Origin of the sequence: Chitinophaga sp. 30R24 (assembly GCF_049056765.1) — a bacterium.
In the GTDB taxonomy this organism is placed as follows: domain Bacteria; phylum Bacteroidota; class Bacteroidia; order Chitinophagales; family Chitinophagaceae; genus Chitinophaga.
Map to the genome: position 1 here is coordinate 109,644 of NZ_JBJGXX010000010.1, position 19,172 is coordinate 128,815.

At 44.5% G+C, this 19,172-nt stretch carries 15 protein-coding genes; 10 read left to right on the plus strand and 5 right to left on the minus strand.

The genetic code is table 11. From position 1 onward, the window contains the following. The first annotated feature begins 345 nt into the window (after window positions 1-345). The 7 genes from ACDQ55_RS17825 to ACDQ55_RS17855 are packed head-to-tail and all read left to right on the plus strand — an operon-like array spanning window position 346 to window position 7,852. Entirely contained in the window at window positions 346-735 is a 390-nt protein-coding gene (locus ACDQ55_RS17825; RefSeq protein ID WP_420982820.1) for a response regulator, read from the plus strand. 48 nt (window positions 736-783) lie between these two features. Then, the gene (locus tag ACDQ55_RS17830) at window positions 784-1,932 is read left to right on the plus strand and encodes a sugar transferase (RefSeq protein WP_420982822.1); all 1,149 of its coding nucleotides are present in this window, start codon (window positions 784-786) and stop codon (window positions 1,930-1,932) included. 8 nt (window positions 1,933-1,940) lie between these two features. Continuing rightward, complete coding sequence (locus tag ACDQ55_RS17835) at window positions 1,941-3,143, plus strand: glycosyltransferase (RefSeq protein WP_420982823.1); 1,203 nt, start codon at window positions 1,941-1,943, stop codon at window positions 3,141-3,143. Then, window positions 3,127-4,050, plus strand: a complete 924-nt coding sequence (locus ACDQ55_RS17840; RefSeq protein ID WP_420982825.1) for a glycosyltransferase family 2 protein — start codon at window positions 3,127-3,129, stop codon at window positions 4,048-4,050. The genes ACDQ55_RS17835 and ACDQ55_RS17840 overlap by 17 nt, the downstream gene beginning before the upstream one ends. Then, window positions 4,038-5,939 (plus strand): asparagine synthase (glutamine-hydrolyzing), encoded by a 1,902-nt coding sequence (gene asnB / locus ACDQ55_RS17845; protein ID WP_420982826.1) that lies wholly within the window; start codon window positions 4,038-4,040, stop codon window positions 5,937-5,939. The genes ACDQ55_RS17840 and asnB overlap by 13 nt, the downstream gene beginning before the upstream one ends. A gap of 1 nt (window position 5,940) precedes the next feature. Next, on the plus strand, window positions 5,941-7,059 hold the full coding sequence (locus ACDQ55_RS17850) for a glycosyltransferase family 4 protein (protein ID WP_420982827.1): 1,119 nt from the start codon (window positions 5,941-5,943) through the stop codon (window positions 7,057-7,059). A gap of 16 nt (window positions 7,060-7,075) precedes the next feature. Next, window positions 7,076-7,852 (plus strand): class I SAM-dependent methyltransferase, encoded by a 777-nt coding sequence (locus tag ACDQ55_RS17855; RefSeq protein ID WP_420982828.1) that lies wholly within the window; start codon window positions 7,076-7,078, stop codon window positions 7,850-7,852. Here ACDQ55_RS17855 and ACDQ55_RS17860 read toward each other — a convergent pair. Both ACDQ55_RS17860 and ACDQ55_RS17865 read right to left on the minus strand, forming a co-directional pair. Next, on the minus strand, window positions 7,795-8,700 hold the full coding sequence (locus ACDQ55_RS17860; protein WP_420982829.1) for a beta-1,6-N-acetylglucosaminyltransferase: 906 nt from the start codon (window positions 8,698-8,700) through the stop codon (window positions 7,795-7,797). The two genes, ACDQ55_RS17855 and ACDQ55_RS17860, sit on opposite strands and share 58 nt — an antisense overlap. 12 nt (window positions 8,701-8,712) lie before the next feature. Beyond that, entirely contained in the window at window positions 8,713-10,053 is a 1,341-nt protein-coding gene (locus ACDQ55_RS17865) for an oligosaccharide flippase family protein (protein ID WP_420982830.1), read from the minus strand. 335 nt (window positions 10,054-10,388) lie between these two features. Between ACDQ55_RS17865 and ACDQ55_RS17870 the strand changes: the two genes are divergently transcribed. Continuing rightward, window positions 10,389-13,421, plus strand: a complete 3,033-nt coding sequence (locus tag ACDQ55_RS17870) for a PKD domain-containing protein (protein ID WP_420982831.1) — start codon at window positions 10,389-10,391, stop codon at window positions 13,419-13,421. Here the strand turns inward: ACDQ55_RS17870 and ACDQ55_RS17875 are convergent. After that, window positions 13,418-14,032, minus strand: a complete 615-nt coding sequence (locus tag ACDQ55_RS17875) for an acyltransferase (RefSeq protein ID WP_420982833.1) — start codon at window positions 14,030-14,032, stop codon at window positions 13,418-13,420. The two genes, ACDQ55_RS17870 and ACDQ55_RS17875, sit on opposite strands and share 4 nt — an antisense overlap. Then, the gene (locus ACDQ55_RS17880; protein WP_420982834.1) at window positions 14,016-15,245 is read right to left on the minus strand and encodes a glycosyltransferase; all 1,230 of its coding nucleotides are present in this window, start codon (window positions 15,243-15,245) and stop codon (window positions 14,016-14,018) included. Before ACDQ55_RS17880 ends, ACDQ55_RS17875 begins: the two co-directional genes overlap by 17 nt. Before the next feature lie 222 nt (window positions 15,246-15,467). Here ACDQ55_RS17880 and ACDQ55_RS17885 point away from each other — a divergent pair, with 222 nt between their 5' ends. Beyond that, a complete protein-coding gene (locus ACDQ55_RS17885; protein ID WP_420982836.1) occupies window positions 15,468-16,982 on the plus strand; it encodes a GNAT family N-acetyltransferase in 1,515 nt (504 codons plus the stop codon). Between the two features lie 377 nt (window positions 16,983-17,359). Further along, window positions 17,360-17,860 carry a PH domain-containing protein gene (locus ACDQ55_RS17890; protein ID WP_420982838.1) on the plus strand — a complete coding sequence of 167 codons (501 nt, stop codon included), beginning with the start codon at window positions 17,360-17,362 and terminating at the stop codon, window positions 17,858-17,860. Between the two features lie 43 nt (window positions 17,861-17,903). Here the strand turns inward: ACDQ55_RS17890 and ACDQ55_RS17895 are convergent, their stop codons facing one another. Then, entirely contained in the window at window positions 17,904-19,136 is a 1,233-nt protein-coding gene (locus tag ACDQ55_RS17895) for a nucleoside recognition domain-containing protein (protein WP_420982839.1), read from the minus strand. Window positions 19,137-19,172 lie beyond the last annotated feature (36 nt).

Genomic DNA, 19,172 nt, shown 5'->3' on the forward strand with positions numbered 1-19,172 from the left:
TTTTTATTATTAAAAATTTGCATTAGGCAAATTTTGAGTGACCTCTCGCCGTTTACAGCAAAATTTCTAACACTTACCCAAAAAAAACACTCGTTTACCAAAAAAGTAATACTTGGTATCCAGAAAAGAATAATTTTGTACCCATGTTAATCGAATGACAAATTCGATACTAAACCAAAAGGAAGTAAAACCATCTTTCCTCTCACATATCCCCTGGAAATGCCAACAAGGTTCTTACCTGTAATTAATTATTGACCACATCCCATTTAAAACCTTCGGGACTTTGCATATCGACATATGCTTAGCCATTTTTAACAGTTTAAACATTGTTTTGAAAAGAAGGTAATGAAAAAGAAAATTTTAATAGTAGACGATAGTACCCCCATGCGCTATTTGCTGGAGGCAGTTTTAGGAAAAGAATATACAGTAGTTACTGCACCGGATGGACTGGTGGCATTAACCTGGCTAATGAACGGCAACAAGGCAGACCTGATTATTACAGACTTGCAGATGCCCAACATAGATGGCTGGGAACTATTGGATTACTTGTCCGGCAGTTATCTTTATCAGGATACTCCAGTAATGGTACTGTCAGGATTTTACAAAGACAATATGAATGATCTGGCTACCCGCCATAACTGTGTGAGAGATGTTATTCAGAAACCATTTGATCCCATGCAATTACTAAGCAAAGTAGGTTTTATACTGGATGAACAGTTCTCTATCAGCGCTTAGTAAAGCAACTGAATCTATTTGACCAATACAACTACTAAACACCTGCATATGGATACCTTTATGCCTAATTTACTGAAAATTGATAGCATCAGGGGACTCAGCACAGGCAGAATTACATCAATAGGCGCCGGACCGGAAGCCGAAAGTATTGTACTGTTTGTTGGACATCCCCACAAGGTGATTTTTTTTGAGAATGATCACAGGTACGTGGTAGCAAAGAATGTAGAAGATGCAAGAAATGTGATTGATCAGTTGCAACATGTATTAAAAAGAATGCCTGTTGCTATTATTTACCGCTTTGAGAGCAACTTTGAGGAAGCTCTTTTAGCATGGGAAGCTTTTTTCTCCGAGAACCAATACCTTTGTTCCATTCCGTTCTTTATATATGTAGATAAAGGGTTTGAAGGGTTGCGCCAATTGGTGGCAAAGTACAGTTTTATAGATGATGTAATTATGGCGGAAGCGTGGAATATGCTGAATAGCAAAATTGCTATTGTGAGCAAGTTCAAACGTATGCGTGCCTTTCCGGTATACAAAACTTCTGCTGTACCAATGCGTAAGTATACACGTCGTTTTTACAGCAACTTCCTAAAGAGAGGATTAGACATATTATTGGCCCTGGCAGGTTTAATACTGGCAAGTCCACTGATGTTAGTGATAGCAGCCCTGATCCGGTTGGAGTCGAAGGGGCCTATTTTTTATGCAGCTAAACGTGCAGGCAGTAACTACCGCGTGTTTAAGTTTTATAAATTCCGGACTATGATCCCGGATGCGGATAAACAAGTGGAGCAACTGCAACACCTTAATCAATACGATGAGAAGAAGGGTGGCCCTGTATTTTTTAAAGTTTCCAACGATCCACGGGTGACTAAATTAGGCAGTTTCCTACGTAACTCCAGTCTTGATGAAATCCCACAGCTACTGAATGTACTGAAAGGTGATATGTCGCTTGTAGGCAACCGTCCCTTACCACTATACGAAGCTACCACACTTACTACAGATGAATATGCCGAAAGGTTCCTGGCTCCGGCTGGTATCACTGGCCTGTGGCAGGTGAGTAAGAGAGGAAAGAAAGATATGTCTGTAGAAGAAAGAATAGACCTGGATATTACATATGCCAACAAACGTTCGTTCAGATATGACATGTGGCTGATTGTGAATACCCCGAAGGCATTGGTTCAAAAAGACAATGTATAACGATGATAATGGTGATTGAAGTAATATTGTTTGTTTATCTGGGCGGATGTGTAGTGTATAATTTGTTGCTCGCTATTGCAGGTTGCGCGAAACGTAAGCGGGATTTTTTCTATAAGGAAGATACGCAACATGCAAGGATAGTGATATTGATACCTGCTTACAAAGAAGACAGTATCATCTTGTCTACAGTAAGTAGCTATAACCGTTTGCGTTACCCCGCAAACAGGTTTGAAGTAGTAGTGATTGCCGATTCTCTACAACCTGAAACCCTTACTGCATTGGCTGCTACAGGAGTGTTGTTTATCCCGGTAAAATTTGATAAAAGTACTAAAGCAAAATCACTGAATGCTGCCTTTGAGCAGTTGGGTGATGACTACGATATCGCCCTGATTTGTGACGCCGATAATATATTGGAGGAAGATTTCTTATTGAAGATCAATTATACCTATCAGCAGGGGCATATGGCCATTCAGGCGCAACGGGTAGCCAAGAACCTGAATACGCCTTTTGCTATATTGGATGCTGCTAATGAGATCATTGCCAACCATCTTTATCGTAAAGGAGCTACTGCGCTTGGTTTATCATCTTCTGTGATTGGTTCCGGAATGGCTTTTCATTATCCGCTGATTAAACAGATCATGCAGGAAATACAGGCAACTGGCGGATTTGATAAAGTATTACAATTGTTGGTTATCTCAAAAGGGTATACGATTACTTACCTGGAAGATGCCTGGATATATGATGAAAAGATTGCGCATGCAGCTGTATTTGAAAATCAACGTAAGCGCTGGATGTCGAGCCAGTTAGTATACCTGCGTACTTTTTGGAAGAGAGGTTGGCAACAACTTTTCAGGGGTAACATCAATTACTTTAACCTGGCAGTATGCCAGAATGCTTTATTGCCCCGTATGCTGCTGTTGGCTGGGCTATTCATTACTACCACCGGCAGCTTTTTGTTACAGCGGTATATGCATCTTTCTTACATCTGGTGGGCTGCCTTATTTGTTTTAAATGCGGTGAGTTTGTTATTGCCCATACCTGGAAAATTTTTTACAAAATATCTGTTTACAGCAATGCTTACTTTGCCGCGTGCGATAGGCATTATGTTATTACTGTTATTCCGTTTGAAAGGAGCCGATAAAACCTTTATTCATACCCAGCATACCCAAACAGATATAGACAATCCTTTATTAAATGCAACCAGGAAATAATACACCTACGCCATTGATTTCGATCATCACTGTCAATTATAATAATGCCAGGGTGACCGCCGAATTGATGGTTTCCCTCCGGCATATCAGTTATCCGAATATAGAAGTGATTGTAGTTGACAATGCCTCTGATGAAAATCCTACTGCGATCGTGCAACAGGCTTATCCTACTGCTATGGTTATCCGGAGCGATAAGAACCTGGGTTTTGCTGGGGGTAATAACCTGGGTATCAAAGTAGCAAAGGGTGCTTATTTTTTTCTTGTAAACAACGATACCGAATTTACTGACGGATTGATAGAAGGCTTGCTGGAAGTATTCCGGGAATATCCGGATGCAGGTATGGTAAGTCCCAAATTTCATTATTTCTTTCAAAAGGGCACGATTGAATACGCCGGTTATCAGGAAGTGGATATGCTCACCGGCCGTAATAGCATGATAGGGTGCAGGGAAGAAGACCGTGGACAATATGATGTCCTGAAAGAAACACATTACGCACATGGTGGCGGTATGATGGCAAACGCCCGTGTGGTACAGCAGGTAGGGCTGATGCCGGAAATGTATTTTCTCTATTACGAGGAATTCGATTGGTGCGAACAGTTTAAACGGCATGGTTATAAGATCTATTATCAATATAAATCACTGATCTACCATAAAGAATCAATGACTACCGGGAAAAATAGTCCGTTGAAAACGTATTATATTACGCGTAACCGTATCCTGTTTATGCGTAGGAACGTAAAGTTGTCCGCCCGGTTAGTTTTTATGCTTTACTTTATTTTTCTCACCATTCCCAAAAATACCCTGCAGTTTATACTGAAATGGGAGCTGGTGCATATGAAAGCATTCTGGAAGGGAATTCTCTGGCATTTTAAACACCCCAAAACTGGTAATATATGTGTGGCATAGCTGGGTTTATTGATTTTACCAAAAAATCAAATGCAGGCATATTACAGCAAATGACTGACGCCATGGCACACCGGGGGCCTAACGATGCCGGTTATGAAGTGTACGATCATGCGCAGGCAGCCATTGGTTTGGGACAACGCCGGTTGTCGATACAAGACCTTTCTGCCTCCGGTCATCAGCCCATGCATTATGAAGAGTATTCTATTATTTTCAACGGTGAAATATATAATTTCAAAGAGATCCGGGCCGAGCTGGAATTACTGGGTTACCGCTTTTTTTCCGGTTCGGATACAGAAGTATTGTTGAAAGGTTATGCGCAGTGGAAGGAAAAGGTATTAGATAGATGTATTGGTATGTTTGCTTTTGCCCTTTACAACAGGAAGGAGGGAGAAGTAATATTGTGCCGCGATCGGGCAGGGGTGAAGCCCTTATATTATTATTGGCATCAGCAAACGTTGTTATTCGCTTCTGAGTTAAAGGGCATTTGTGGCCATCCTGTTTTTCAAAAGGCGATAGATGGCAATAGCTTGTCACTTTTTTTGCAATACAGCTATATTCCTGCTCCTTATACCATCTATCAGCACACCCGGAAACTAACGCCGGGGCATATACTCCGGATAAAGCTGGGAAAGCAGAGCGTAATGGAAGAAGAGTACTGGAATGTGCTCCAGGCTTACCGGCAACCCCTTACCGGCCTGTCGGAACAAGATGTGATAGACCATACTGAAGCATTGATGCACAGTGCTTATAATTACCGCATGGTATCGGATGTGCCGGTGGGTGTATTTCTGAGTGGCGGTTATGATAGTGCAAGCGTAGCAGCCTTGCTTCAAACCAATAGCACCAGCAGGATCAAAACGTTTACTATTGGTTATAAAGAGCCACAGTGGGATGAGTCTGCAGAAGCCCGGAAAATTGCAACACATTTGGGAACAGAGCATTACGAATGGATCGTTGGCGCTAATGAAGCCCGGGAAGTATTGCACCAGTTACCGGAAATATATGATGAGCCATTTGCGGATAATTCTACGGTACCGACTACACTGGTCAGTAAGTTTGCCGCCAAAGAAGTAAAAGTAGTGCTGTCTGCCGATGGGGGCGACGAGTTGTTTGCCGGTTACAATAAATTCAATCAATCGCTTCGTTATACAGGTAGTTTGCCCCGGCAGATGCAGCGTAGCATCAGTACGGCTATGTCATTGATATCACCGGAGGTGATCCCGTATTTTAACCGGCAATATAATTTTGCTTCCCGCTATGAAAAAATGAAACTGATATGGGCCAGCGGAAAACCACAACAAGCGCTTAAATATATCAGCCAATACCTGACTGAGCAAGAAGTGAATCATTATACTGCTTTCCCGGCAGCGGGCTACCGCACTAATTTTGATATGAATGGAGAGCTGGATCGCATTAATGATCCGTTGAACAGACTGTTGGCAGTAGACTATAAAACATTCCTGGTAGATAATAACCTGGTAAAGGTAGATCGTGCCACCATGTCCGTGAGTATGGAAGGCCGGGAGCCGATGCTGGACCACCGTTTATTGGAGTTCCTGGCACAAGTGCCGGGATCCATGAAAATAAAAGCTGGGGTCAACAAGTATATTCTTAAAAGTATTGTACATAAATATATTCCCCGTGAACTGATGGAGCGGCCCAAACGTCCGTTTATAGCGCCTTTACAGGAATGGTTCCGGGATGAGTTGAAGGAACAGATGCAGTATTACCTGTCTGGCCCAAGGTTGGCAAAATCAGGATTGTTTAATGTGCCGCATGTAGAGCAATTATTGAACTATTATTTATCGGGTGGTAAAGTAAGCCACCAGAAATTGTGGAATATGCTGGTGTTCCAGCTCTGGTATAGTCGTTGGATAGAAAAATTATAATATGAAACGTATACGGGTACTCGAAACGATACGGCAGGGCAAGATTGGCGGGGGCGAAAGTCATGTGCTGGATCTGGTAGCGTCGCTGGATAAGCAATTGTTTGAGCTGGTGGTGCTATCGTTTACTGATGGTCCTATGATCACGGCATTGGAGGAAATGGGCATCCCGGCGCATGTGATACACACTGAGAAAGCATTTGACCTGAGGGTGTGGAAGAAAGTAAAACAGTTTATCCGGAACCAGCAGATCGATATTGTACATGTGCATGGTACTCGGGCCAATACCAATGTGCTTTGGGCAGCGCGTACTCTGGGGCTGCCAGTAGTATATACTATTCACGGGTGGTCTTTCCATGAGGGATTACCTCCTATTACCCGGAGGCTGCGGATTGCCGTAGAGAAATTCATCACCCGGCAAACACAGGTTAATATCTGTGTTTCTGAATCTAACCGGCAAACCGGCATAAAAGCGTTTCATACTTTCAATAGTATTGTGGTAAGGAATGGGATTAATCTGGATAAATTCAATGCAGCTGCCATTTACCCTGATTTGCGGGCAGCATATGGTATCCCAGCGGATAAAGTGCTGATATGTTTTATTGCCCGTATGACTTTGCAAAAGGATCCTGTTACCATGATAAAAGCTTTTGCCGCTGCATGGCAGCAGGCGCCAAAGCTACAGTTGTTGATGATAGGCGACGGGGAACTGAAAACTGCTGCTATGTCTGCTGCGGCTACACTGGGTGTAGAAGAGCAGGTGATCTTCGGCGGTTTCCGCCAGGATATACCGGCCATATTGCAGGCTGCCGATATTTACTGTCTTCCTTCCCTTTGGGAGGGGTTCCCTATCGGCGTACTGGAAGCCATGGCCATGGGCAAGGCAATTATTGCTACCGATGTGGATGGCACCAAAGAAGCCGTTACTGATGGTGTAAATGGCTGCCTGGTTCCTATGGGCTGTCCGGAAAAACTAGCTGCTGCCATGGTGAAGTTAGCCACCGATCCTGCGTTGCGTAAGCAATTGCAGGGAAATGCACAGGCAGCAGTGAAAGAACATTTTCATGTAGCAGATATGACGGCAAGAATTGCCGAGGTATATCAGCAGCTTTGTAAACCATAATATTTTCAATTACGATATGACAAGTACCGCAATTACCTACGAATACGATAGAATTGCCGATATTAAACGGCTCAACTTTATTACGGATAGTTTGAAAAAATATATCCCGGCAGGCGGCCGGGTACTGGATGTAGGGTGTGGTAATGGCGTGATCAGTCGCCATTTGGGGCAGTTTGGCTATGAAGTACTGGGAATAGATATCAGTGAAAAAACAATTGCCGTTGCCAACCAACGTAACACCTATACGAACGTACGCTTTGCTGCTGTGAGCGCAGAGGCGTTAACTGCCCAGGGAGAAACTTACGATGCAGTGATCTGCAGCGAAGTGTTGGAGCACCTGGACAGGCCGGAGTTACTGTTGCATACTATACACGCTTCGCTGAAAGATGATGGTTTATTGATTGTAACAGTTCCTAATGGCAATGGTCCGCGGGAATTGTGTGTAACAAAGCCTATGCTGAAAGCGCGCAACCACCCTGCTTTGTGGTCTTTTATCAATAAGCTGAAAAGAGGTCTGGGATTTAAAGGTACTACTGCGCAATCGCAGGCAGATAATCTGGACCATGTGCAGTTTTTTACCCGTCGCGACCTGAAGCAGTTGGCGCAGGGCAGCGCTTTTACCATTATACGGTTTGCCAAAACTAATTTTGTGGAAGACGTATTCCCGTTTTCGCTGCTTACCAAACGTGCCAAGTTCCTGCAATCGTTCGATTGCCAGGTTGCGGAGTTACTGCCCTATGGCTTTACCGGCGGGTTCAACACGCTCTGGAAAAAAGAGGGGCGTAACGTATAGTTGGCGACGTTATTAGCCATCGCATCTATTTTATCTAAAAGTCCGGGTGTTTTCTCCTCATCGAATTTGCGTGCCAGCAATTGCCCGGACTTAACAATATTTTCCAAATCGTTCATCCCAAATGTTTTAGGGTGGGCGTTCCCTTCCGACCAATCGATATAACGCAGGTAATTATTACAAACTGTTTTCCGGAACGGGCTATTCATAATGATGGTCTGGAAAATAAATTCATCGCCTCCCCAGGTATACCGGTAAAAGCGTTGCAGGGTGGGATGCGCTTTTACATAAGTTAGGCACCAGGTTGCACATTCCTGTGTAAGGCTCCACCACAGTGAACCACCATATACTTTTAGTTGCAAAGGATGTTTTCTCGGTGGCAACAGCTTATTTAGCATACGGCTGATCCGGTATTTGCCAGGTAAAGGAAGGTCTTCGAAGTGCCATTGGGTGATTTTGGACATTACCCGCTGCAGGTCTGCTGCAGGCAGCAGATCCAGGAATTGTACACCTTCGTGTCGGGAGAAAAAATCATACAATACCTCAGCCTTTACCAGTGGGTAGTCCTGTGCGCTGATCAGGTGAAGGAATCCATATTTTTTCCCGGAATTATTCACGGCTTCGATACCATTCAGTGCTGCCTGTATCGTTCCGTAGCCGGCCCAGGTAACGTTTACCCTTTCCCGTATGAAGTATACTTGTTGCAGGCTGGCAGCCAAGTCCCAGTCTGTGATCGCTGCTTTGGCATCCAGGTGCACATAGCAGTCGATGTTGGGATGTTGCAGTTGGCCCAGCAACCTGCAGAGTTGCTGCGGATTTTTATGGCTCAGTATAATGAAAGCTAATCTCATAATAATAGAAAATTATTTATACTGCAGGCGGCGCGGTTTTAATCTGACCAACAGTTGTTTACATTCCTGCCAGCCATATTGCCCAATATGCTTTATACGCAGATCGGGTAAGTAACGGCGGAGAAAATAATAACCGAAAATAACCGCAAACAACAGATTGAGCGAGGAAGCGATAGCTACGGCGCGTATGTCGGCAAACGACCATACCAATACAATGTCCAGTACGATGTTCAGTACCAGCTTCAAGAGGTTTTTATAGAAGTTTACCAATGGTTTGTTGATCATGTCCAGGGCTACGCCGGTGAAACGGTCTATGGGATATAGGATGGCAGAGAACAGGAATATTCTTACAATGTCGGTAGCCGGCAGGTAAGTGCTGGATGCCAGTATTTTAATCAGTGGTTGGGTAAAGAGTAACAAGCCTATTACGAAAGGGAGGATCATCAGTGTAACCGTTCCCGTGTACCTACAAAATGTGCGGGAAGCTTCTTTTAAATCGTTCCGGTTGGCAGCTGAGGATACTGTTGGCTGGAAAGTGGCCACAAAGCTACGCAGGATGATCTCTATTACCTCCATAAATTTTTGAGGAATGCTGTATACCGCTACGGCAGCAGGGTTAAGCATTGTACGCAATACCAGGTTGTCGGAGTAATTAAGGAAGGAGGAAGATACCATACTGCCTACAATCAGCCGACCGTAACGGTATAACTCCATTATCCGCTCTTTGCTGTGGATGCGTAGCGTGCGGAGAGACGTCCAGCCGAAGCAAAGGCAATAGATACTGGTAACGAGTAACGACAATGAATACACGTATAGTACATGTGGTAAAGATACCTGTTTTAATAGCCACAAAATACCCAGGAAAATGAGGAATGAACCGTTTTGCATTATACGTACCTGCACAATTTTATCGAACCGGTGGGCTGCCTGCAGCAGCCAGGTGGCGAAGTTGAAGGGCAGTGATAATAATGTCATCACGCCCAGCCACATCAGGAAAAAGTGCCAGGTTTCACTAAACAAATGACCTGCGGCAAAGTACACCAGATAGGAGAGGATAATATACCCAGCAGTGAGCAACAGGGAGATGTACCAAGCTGCCCCTGTTACCTGGTTGTTGGTATCCGGGTCAACGCCGGCGCTGAATTTAATGATGCCGGATTGCAGCAGTGCGGTTCTTACCTGGTCCAGGATATTATAGGTGGCCAGGAAAAGTACCCACTCTCCGAAGGCTGTTAAGGATAACATCCTAACAAGCAGCGCAAAAGAAAGTACATTAAAAAAGGCCATGATCACATTGCCCAGCAGGGAATGAAAATGCCTGTTACGTATAACGGAAAGAATCTTAAATGCCATGAATCCTTACTATTTGAAAGTCATGGTCTTTTACAGGATGAGGTTAAAATTGACGAAGGGGTATGGTAACAGCACAAAGATAGTTTTTTTTCTTCATAAAATTAGTCCTTCTTATAACTGTAAATTATCAAGAAACAAATAAATATAAATACAAAATATTTATACTTTATCAAATGTGATCATATATGTTATTTTTTTTCATTATGTGTTGGAAAAAAATGATTTTCTTTGTATTGCACGTCCATTGCTATTAAAGTAATCTTTAAGTGGATATTATGAACATAGACTTTTAAAAACTTCCCAACCATATAGTTTATATGATTAACCGTCTGCGCTTGAGAGAAAATCCCCATGTCTATCGCCTGGTTAAGGTGAATATAATCTTATCCATATGGCTGCTTTGGTCTTTAGCAGGTATCTGCCAAACGATGACGCCTAAAAGCTTTAACGATCCCTCCATTAGTAATATTAAGGGTTTTTATGAGTATCTCCCCGCCGGGTATGTGGCAGGTGCGGGTAAAAAATATCCATTGATCCTTTTTTTTCATGGCCAGGGAGAACTGGTAAGTTCGGGTTCCCCACTCTCCGGGGTATTAAGGAATGGGCTTCCTCAGAAGATCAACGCCGGCGTTTTTCCTGCCAGTTTTACAGTGAACAGCAAACAGTATTCTTTTATCGTTATATGCCCACAGTTCAATACCTGGCCTGGTTCCAGCGATGCTATCAAATTTAAAGACTACCTGTTAAGTAAATATGATATTGATACTAACCGCATTTACCTTACCGGGCTTAGTATGGGTGGCGGGGAGGCCTGGGGTGCTCTTTGTGAAAACAGAGTAGCTGCAAAAGCATTTGCTGCCGCTGCTATTGTATGTGGATATTACCCGCCTACTGCCAGCCTGGCTGCTGTTGTAGCAGGCAACAATACACCTGTTTGGGCATTTCATAACCAGATAGATCCCAATGTGCCGCCAGCTTATTCTATCGACTGGGTGAGCGATATCAATGCCATCAATCCCGCGCCTAACCCGCCAGCCAGGCTTACGATCTTTAACGCTTCCGGCCATGATGCCTGGACGCAGGCTTATGATCCTAATTACCGGGAAAACGGTATGAATATGTATGAATGGATGCTGCAATACTCAAAAGATAGCTCAGTACAGCCTTCTCCGCCGGTGAATCAGCCTGGCAAACGCATCACTGTTACCATGAGCAATACGGCAAATGGCCGTGCAGAAATATATTATCCCGATGCCATGACCACTTTTAATGTGAAGCCGGGAGATACGCTGTGCATTCCGGCCGGGGAATATGAATATGTTCACCTGGGCAATCTGCTGGGAACTTCCAGCAAACCCATTGTGATTATGAACTGCGGCGGGCAGGTAAAGTTGGGGATCAAGAACCAGGGCACTGCAGCGGTTTTTAATGTGCCCACTTGCCGGTATGTTGAGATCAGTGGTAGTGGCGATAAAAATTATGAATATGGCTTTGACCTTAACGGCACTAATATTAATGGGTTAAAGATTTTTGGGATGACCCTGGGCGTAGGTAGTTCTGATTTCGATGTACATAATATTTATATACACGATGGGAACATCCTGTTACAGGCTAAAACCCTGCAAACCTGTGCGCACCCCGAATATCTGGAAGATGCTTTTGTGATGAAGAATGTGAAACTGCACCATATTAAATGCAGGAATTCCGACGGAGAAGGCTTTTATATTGGGAATACCCATTATTTCTGGAACGACGACACCTGTACCAACCTGCGTTCCCATTGGATAGAAAATTTGTGGGTATACGACAACGACCTGGAGAATATAGGTGCAGACGGTATCCAGATCGCTATGGCTAAAAATGGCGATAACCGCGTGTTCAACAACCGGTTGGTAAATTACGGGATGTCTAAAAATGAGGCCCAGGGGTATGGTATTCTGATTGGCTCCGGCTGCAGCATGAAGATATATAACAACTTTGTGCAAACTGGTTTTATGCCTGGCATCACTATTTTTGGTTCCGGGGTAAATGAAGTATATAACAACGTGATCTCCAATATTTATTATGAAGGGATCAATGTATCCGACAAGGTGCCGGATAATACTACGCCAGCTCTCTTCCCGCCACCCACGGCCTATATTTATAACAATACCATTGTAGCTACCGACAGCGGGAAAAATGCCATCAAGGTATTTGCTTATCTTACTACCCTGGGCCACCAGGTTTATAATAACCTGATGGTAGAAAAAGGGACCCTCTACGACTATCCCGGAACAGGGATGTATATAAAAGGCGCCCAACCGATTAAACTTACTTATAGTAGCAACTTATGTTACCCGACTGCCAAGGCTGCCGGGTTGGTTGATTCGGCCAATAGTAATTTCCATTTACTGGCGGGTTCGCCGGCAGTGAATACAGGTCGGGATATGAGTGATTTTGGACTAGCCACAGATTATGATAGTACTGCGAGGCCCTTGTTAGGTACCTATGATGTAGGTGCTTTTGAAGTAAAGAATGCTGTTGCGGGCGCTCCGCCGGTAGCCAATGCCGGTGCGGATATTATTGTACAGTTGCCACAAAGCACTGCGCAACTGGATGGCAGCGCTTCCAAAGATCCAGATGGCAGCATCGTAATGTGGGAGTGGAAAAAGACGGCAGGGCCAGACGGCGGTATTTTATCGGCTCCCAATGCCGCCGTTACCCAGGTAAGCGCTTTGCAGACAGGTACTTATACGTTTATGCTCACCGTTACAGATAATGAAGGTGCTATAGGGACGGCTACTGTAAACGTTATAGTAAGGCCTGTACCGGGCAATACTGCGCCGGTAGCAATAGTTACTGCAGATACCCAAGTACAGTTACCAACGTCGTATATTACTGCCGATGGATCGGCTTCTTATGATCCCGATGGCACGATTGTGCATTACCAGTGGGAACAGGTATCCGGTGCCGCCAATGCTTTTATAGCGACACCGGCAGCGCAGAAAACATTGATCACCAAATTGGAAGTGCCTGGCGTTTATATTTTCAGGTTAACGGTTACAGACGATAAACAAGTGATTGGCACTGCTTCCTTTACAGTTGTTGTATTGCCGGAGTCGGCCGATCATGTAAATGACTCCATTGCGGTGTCGCCTAATCCGATTACTACTACTGCCCGGCTCACGGTTGTGCTGGAAGGCGATAATACTGTTGATGTACGGATATACGATTTGCTCGGGCGTCAGGTGTGGGAATCCGTATATACCTTCAGCAATACGATGCAAACGGATATTGACGTGCGGGACCTGCCCAACGGGATTTATTTCCTGCGGGTAGAAAACAAGCAGTTCAAGCGTATCAAGCGGTTTGTAAAAGTGTGGCGTTAAACCTTTTCCCAGACGCCAGTGCTTTCCTGGTACCGGCGGATCACTTTCGCCGGGTTACCGGCAACTACACTATAGGGGGGCACGTTTTTGGTGACCACGCTGCCTCCCGCCACCACGGAGTGCTTGCCTATATGTACGCCTGCAGTGATAACGCTGTTGGCGCCAATCCAGCAGTCGTCGTCGATTTGTATAGGAGCAATAGTGCAGGGCTGTAAGGCAATAGGTATAACGGGGTCGGTATAGCCGTGGTTTAATCCGGAGAGCACCACGTTTTGCGCCAGGATCACATGGTGACCAATAGTAACAGGCCCAATCACCACATTGCCAATGCCTACCCTTACATGATTGCCAATTACCACTGCGCCCATTCCATTATTAATGGTGGCAAAGTCTTCAATAGTAGAATAACTCCCTAGGTTAAACGGTTGAAATGGTAGTACATCTATGCGGGTGCGTCGCCGTATGAGGGCGCCCTTGCCTTTTTTATGACGGAAAGGGTTGATGAACCAACGTACCCAGGTACGGGGTCTGGCCTGATGGCGGGGCATTAACAGGTATAGCGCCAGTTGTTTCAGGCGGGGATTTTGTTTGATATTATTTTTCAGATTCATGTTGACCAGAAGAGGTAAGGATGGCTTGATAAATGGCGTTCACGGAATTTTCCCAGGTATGGGTGCTGGCAAAGCGGATACGTTCGGCTGCCAGTGCAGGGGAATTTTCTTCCAATGCCCGGGCGATTAATGGAATATAATCCGCAGCATTTTTGCTGAGATATACATGCGTTTCAAACAGTTGCATCGCTTGGGTAGCAGTAGCTACTACCGGTTTTCCCATGGCCAGGTACTCATCAATCTTGAGCGGGTAGTTGCCAGCGGTTACTTCGTTTATCACCTGTGGGTTGAGGCATACATCAAAGGCCTGGATGTAGGCAGGCAGTTGTTGCAGCTCCTTTTTGCCGGTGAAGTGTACATTGGGTAACTGGTGCAGCCGGGAGGCCTTAAACGCTTCATCTTCCGGGCCAACCAGTACCAGTTGCCAGTCTGGCCGTTCCAATGCCACTTTTTCCAGTATATTAATGTCGAGCCGCAATGTGTTAAGCGCTCCTACATAGCCGATCAGGGGACCTTGTTGTGTGGGGAGACCAGCCGGTCTTTTGTGTTGCAGGCTGGCATCAAAAAGTTGGAGATCGCAGCCTTGTCCTACATAGAAGCTCTGGGGGTTATATTGCTGTAATATGCCTGTAAGGTAGAGGGAGTTGGCCACTGCCACATCCGCTTTGGCGATATGCCGGGGCTCCAGTGTTTGCCCGTGTTTTTTCCAGTAATCTACTCCCAATAGGTAGTCGCGGCTGTAATATACATAGCTGGCAGGTTGCAGCAGTTCTTTGAGGTGGTACCCCCTGAATATATCGTTGTCGTTAAACAGGATCACCTCCTGGAATCCCATTTCCTGGATAGCTGTTGCTATACTGTTGGAAAAACGGCGGTTGTTCCATTTGTTGAACCAGGAGAAAACGGTGGTAGCAGGAATCCAGTTAATGGATTCCAGTATTGTAGGGGGGTAAAAATTCCAGATATTGGGCGCCACTTCCACAATGGCTTTTTCCTTACCTGTTATCACTTGCAGGTGGTATTGCACTTGAGGGTCTGTTTTGGCTTGTAATACGGTGCGGCGGTCGAGAGGGGCATTAACATATAGCACCCGGTTATGCCTGGCAAACTCCCGGGCAATATTTTTGCAGTTACTGCCGATGGCGGTATACCATTGCTGCAGTCCTATGATAACGATGTCTCTGTTCCGGATCAGTGGTGTAGTGGTAAACAATAGTATTATTTTGAAACAGGACGACTGCTTACGTTGTAGTATTGTAATGAAGGCATCCGGCTTTGATTAAAAAAGTGTCCGGGTTTTTGGGAGGAATGGTTAAAATACGATGTGTCGTAGGTGAATAGTACCGCAAATTAATTAAAAAATTCTGTTTATAATGCATAGGCATCCCGGAAAAGCTCCGGACCTATTATTATATTAAAGGTGTAAATCCATCGTATGTCAGATACAGTAGAAATCAGGCAGTTAACCATCGAAGATTACCTGGATTTGAAAGAATCCATGGTATCCGCCTATGCAGATATGGCAGGAAGCTATTGGCGGGAGCCTACTATCCAGCGGTTGATCAATTTATTTCCTGAAGGGCAGATAGCCGTTGCCGTTAACGGTAAGGTAGTGGGCTGCGCGTTGTCTATTATCGTAGATTACGACAAGTTTGGTGATAATCATACTTATGAGCAGATTACCGGCTATTATACTTTCAGTACTCATAACCCCAAAGGAGATGTGCTTTATGGAATTGAAGTATTTGTGCATCCGGAGTACCGGGGCAAGCGATTGGCGCGTAGGTTGTATGATGCCCGGAAAGTGCTTTGCGAGCAACTGAACCTGGAAGGGATTGTGGCCGGTGGGCGTATTCCCAACTATGAGAAGTATGCAGACAATATGACACCGAGGGATTATATTGAGAAAGTACAAGATAAGGAGATTTATGATCCTACGCTGACTTTTCAGTTTTCTAATGATTTCACTGTCAAGAAGATATTAAAGAACTATCTGCCCAACGACGAAGCCTCCAAAGGGTTTGCCACTTTGTTGCAATGGTTCAATATTTATTATGAGAGGGACCAGGATACTATCCGCTATAACAAGTCTACTGTACGGATAGGGCTGGTACAATGGTTGATGCGGGACTACGGTGATATAGCCGGGTTCTTGCAACAGGTAGAATATTTTGTGGATGCTGTTAGCGACTACGGCTCCGATTTTGTGGTGTTCCCGGAACTGTTTAATTCGCCCCTGATGAAGGAGTTTAACCAGATGGACCCTGCGGGCGCCATCCGGGGCGTGGCAAAATATACTGATCAGCTCAGGGAGGTTATTCAGCAGTACGCGGTATCCTACAATGTAAATATTATTGCAGGCAGTATGCCGATCATCATTGATGAAACATTGTACAATGTTTCTTACTTATGTCGCCGGGATGGCAGCTATGAACAGTACATCAAAATACATCCCACGCCTGGTGAAGTATCTTCCTGGGGTATTAAAGGAGGAGATGAGATCCAGGTGTTTGATACGGATTGTGGTAAAATAGGTATCCAGATTTGTTACGATGTGGAATTTCCAGAGCCTTCCCGGATACTGGCAGAACAGGGGATGCAAATATTGTTCGTGCCTTTTATGACCGATACGCAGAATGCGTATAACCGGGTACGTTTTTGTGCCCAGGCCCGTGCGATAGAGAATGAATGCTATGTAGCCATTGCGGGGTGTATTGGTAACCTGCCTAAAGTGAATAACATGGATTTGCAATATGCACAATCTTGTGTATTTACGCCTTCCGACTTTGCCTTTCCGGTAACCGGAGTGAAAGCAGAATCAACTCCCAATACAGAAATGGTAGTTATTGCGGATGTAGACCTGGTATTGTTAAAGGAATTACATGCTTTTGGAAGTGTGCAAACGTTGAAGGATTTACGTAAAGATCTCTATCAGGTAATCAAGAAATGAATTAGTAATTAGTTGATTATTATTATTTAAGAATACAATGTTTATTAAATTGCTTAAAGTGGTTTTGGCTCATTTTTTTACAACAGGTAAGCAGCAGTGGATTATCTATTTAAAGTAATGGATTCGTTGTGCTTTTTATATTGTTGTAAATCAGTATGATGATTTGTTTAAAAGCAATGGTTTTGAATCAACGTTTTGCCTGTTTTTTAGTAAAAAGACGGGTTATTTTACCAATTAATATGTAATTGTACTTTTCGAGGATAGAGAAAAAGAGGGCAGATAGCGTGGTTAACCCTACATATCCGATAAAAATCAGATAGATAACTTTGCATATTAATATTTTTTTTATCTTAACGGTAAACAAAGGAGAGGAATTTATGCGATATGCTGCTGTCCTGGATGATAATTCAAAGATTGTTACCAACCTGATCATCATTCTTACGCTCGTTTTTTTATGCAGGCAAATGACGGATATTACCCATGATGCAATTAGTACTACTGTACTTTTGTTTGTCATGATACCGGTAATTCTGGTAGCCTGGTGTTTGAGTCCCCGATATTATTTTGTTACGGAAACGGCGATATTGATCCGTCGCCCTTTTATGAGCATTACCATTGAACTGGGAGAAGTAATCAGGTTAAAGAGCATCACGGAAGAAGACCTGGGGAATAGCTCCCGCTTACTGGCTTTTGGTGGTATTTTCGGTTACCTGGGCACTTACCATTCCAGCGAAATTGGTAAGTACCAGCGCTGGTGTACCAACAGGGAGAATCTGGTACTCATTGAATCAGAAACCACAAAGTGGCTGATCAGTCCTTCCGACGCAGACGATTTTGTACGGAATGTGAATAAACGGATCAATGTACCTGGTTTTTAAGAGCCGGCAGTTATAGGCCTACCGGCTCCTAAAATAGTGTTATTTAATGGAAGAACAAGTATCCCAATAAGATAGCGCAAAGCATCCCGAAGAAATCGGCAATGAGTCCTGCCGCTAATGCGTAACGGGTATGTTTTATGTTTACAGATCCAAAGTATACCGCCAGTACATAAAAGGTAGTTTCGGTAGTGCCCTGGATGATGCTGGCGAGCTTACCTACAAATGAATCCACACCATGTGTTTTCAGGATATCTACCATCAGCGCCCGGGCACCACCGCCGCTCAGGGGTTTCATAAAGGCTACGGGTAAGGCCGGTACGAAATCCGTATTTATGCCCAGCCAGGCAAAAAAAGCGCCGATAACGTTGGTAATGTAATCAAGACAGCCAGTAGAGCGAAATACACTGATCGCCACCAGCATGCCTACCAGGTAAGGAATGATCCGTACAGACACCTGGAATCCTTCTTTAGCACCCTCTATAAAAGCATCATATACATTTATCTTTTTTATCATACCTGCGGTTAGGAAAATGATCACTATGGTAAATATAATTGCGCCGCCCAGGGAGGCTGTTTTCGGACCTATCTCAGCTGGCGGTAAACTGTGCACCCAAAACCATAAACCGGTCATGATGCCCGCGAATACCAATAAAAATACCAGTACCGGCAACTTAAACAGGTTGATCTTTTGGTAAATAGCTACTGTAAACATGCCCATAATAAAGGCCACAAAAGTAGATAGCAGGGTAGGGATGAAAATATCCGCCGGGTTAGCAGCCCCGGCAGAAAGACGGATGGCGATAACGGAAGTAGGAATCAGTACTACGCCGGCTGTATTTAGCACCAGGAACATGATCTGCGGATTGCTCGCCGCTTCCGGGTGGGGATTGATCTCCTGTAATTCCTTCATGGCTTTAAGTCCTAAAGGGGTAGCGGCATTATCCAGTCCCAGCATGGAAGCAGACAGGTTCATCATCATTGATCCCATCGCCGGATGCCCTTTTGGCACCTCCGGGAATAATTTGGAAAAGAAGGGGTTCACCAACCGTGAGAAGCGGTTGATCATACCGGCCACTTCACCGATCCGCATAATACCCAGCCACAGTGTCATAATGCCGGCCAGCCCCAGAGATATTTCGGCGCCGGTTTTGGCGCTGGCAAACATACCGTTCATGATATCTCCGAATACAGCCGTATCACCTAAAACTACCGACTTGAATAGTGCGACCACAAATGCGATAAGAAAAAACCCCAGCCATACGTAGTTTAACGCCATTAGATTATTGGTTTAATTGAATCAACAAATAAACTA

Coding starts and splice junctions, on each gene's coding strand:
- ACDQ55_RS17825 (WP_420982820.1), top strand. CDS start 346: ATGAAAAAGAAAATTTTAATAGTAGACGATAGTACCCCCATGCGCTAT.
- ACDQ55_RS17830 (WP_420982822.1), top strand. CDS start 784: ATGGATACCTTTATGCCTAATTTACTGAAAATTGATAGCATCAGGGGA.
- ACDQ55_RS17835 (WP_420982823.1), top strand. CDS start 1,941: ATGGTGATTGAAGTAATATTGTTTGTTTATCTGGGCGGATGTGTAGTG.
- ACDQ55_RS17840 (WP_420982825.1), top strand. CDS start 3,127: ATGCAACCAGGAAATAATACACCTACGCCATTGATTTCGATCATCACT.
- asnB (WP_420982826.1), top strand. CDS start 4,038: ATGTGTGGCATAGCTGGGTTTATTGATTTTACCAAAAAATCAAATGCA.
- ACDQ55_RS17850 (WP_420982827.1), top strand. CDS start 5,941: ATGAAACGTATACGGGTACTCGAAACGATACGGCAGGGCAAGATTGGC.
- ACDQ55_RS17855 (WP_420982828.1), top strand. CDS start 7,076: ATGACAAGTACCGCAATTACCTACGAATACGATAGAATTGCCGATATT.
- ACDQ55_RS17860 (WP_420982829.1), bottom strand. CDS start 8,700: ATGAGATTAGCTTTCATTATACTGAGCCATAAAAATCCGCAGCAACTC.
- ACDQ55_RS17865 (WP_420982830.1), bottom strand. CDS start 10,053: ATGGCATTTAAGATTCTTTCCGTTATACGTAACAGGCATTTTCATTCC.
- ACDQ55_RS17875 (WP_420982833.1), bottom strand. CDS start 14,032: ATGAATCTGAAAAATAATATCAAACAAAATCCCCGCCTGAAACAACTG.
- ACDQ55_RS17885 (WP_420982836.1), top strand. CDS start 15,468: ATGTCAGATACAGTAGAAATCAGGCAGTTAACCATCGAAGATTACCTG.
- ACDQ55_RS17890 (WP_420982838.1), top strand. CDS start 17,360: ATGCGATATGCTGCTGTCCTGGATGATAATTCAAAGATTGTTACCAAC.
- ACDQ55_RS17895 (WP_420982839.1), bottom strand. CDS start 19,136: ATGGCGTTAAACTACGTATGGCTGGGGTTTTTTCTTATCGCATTTGTG.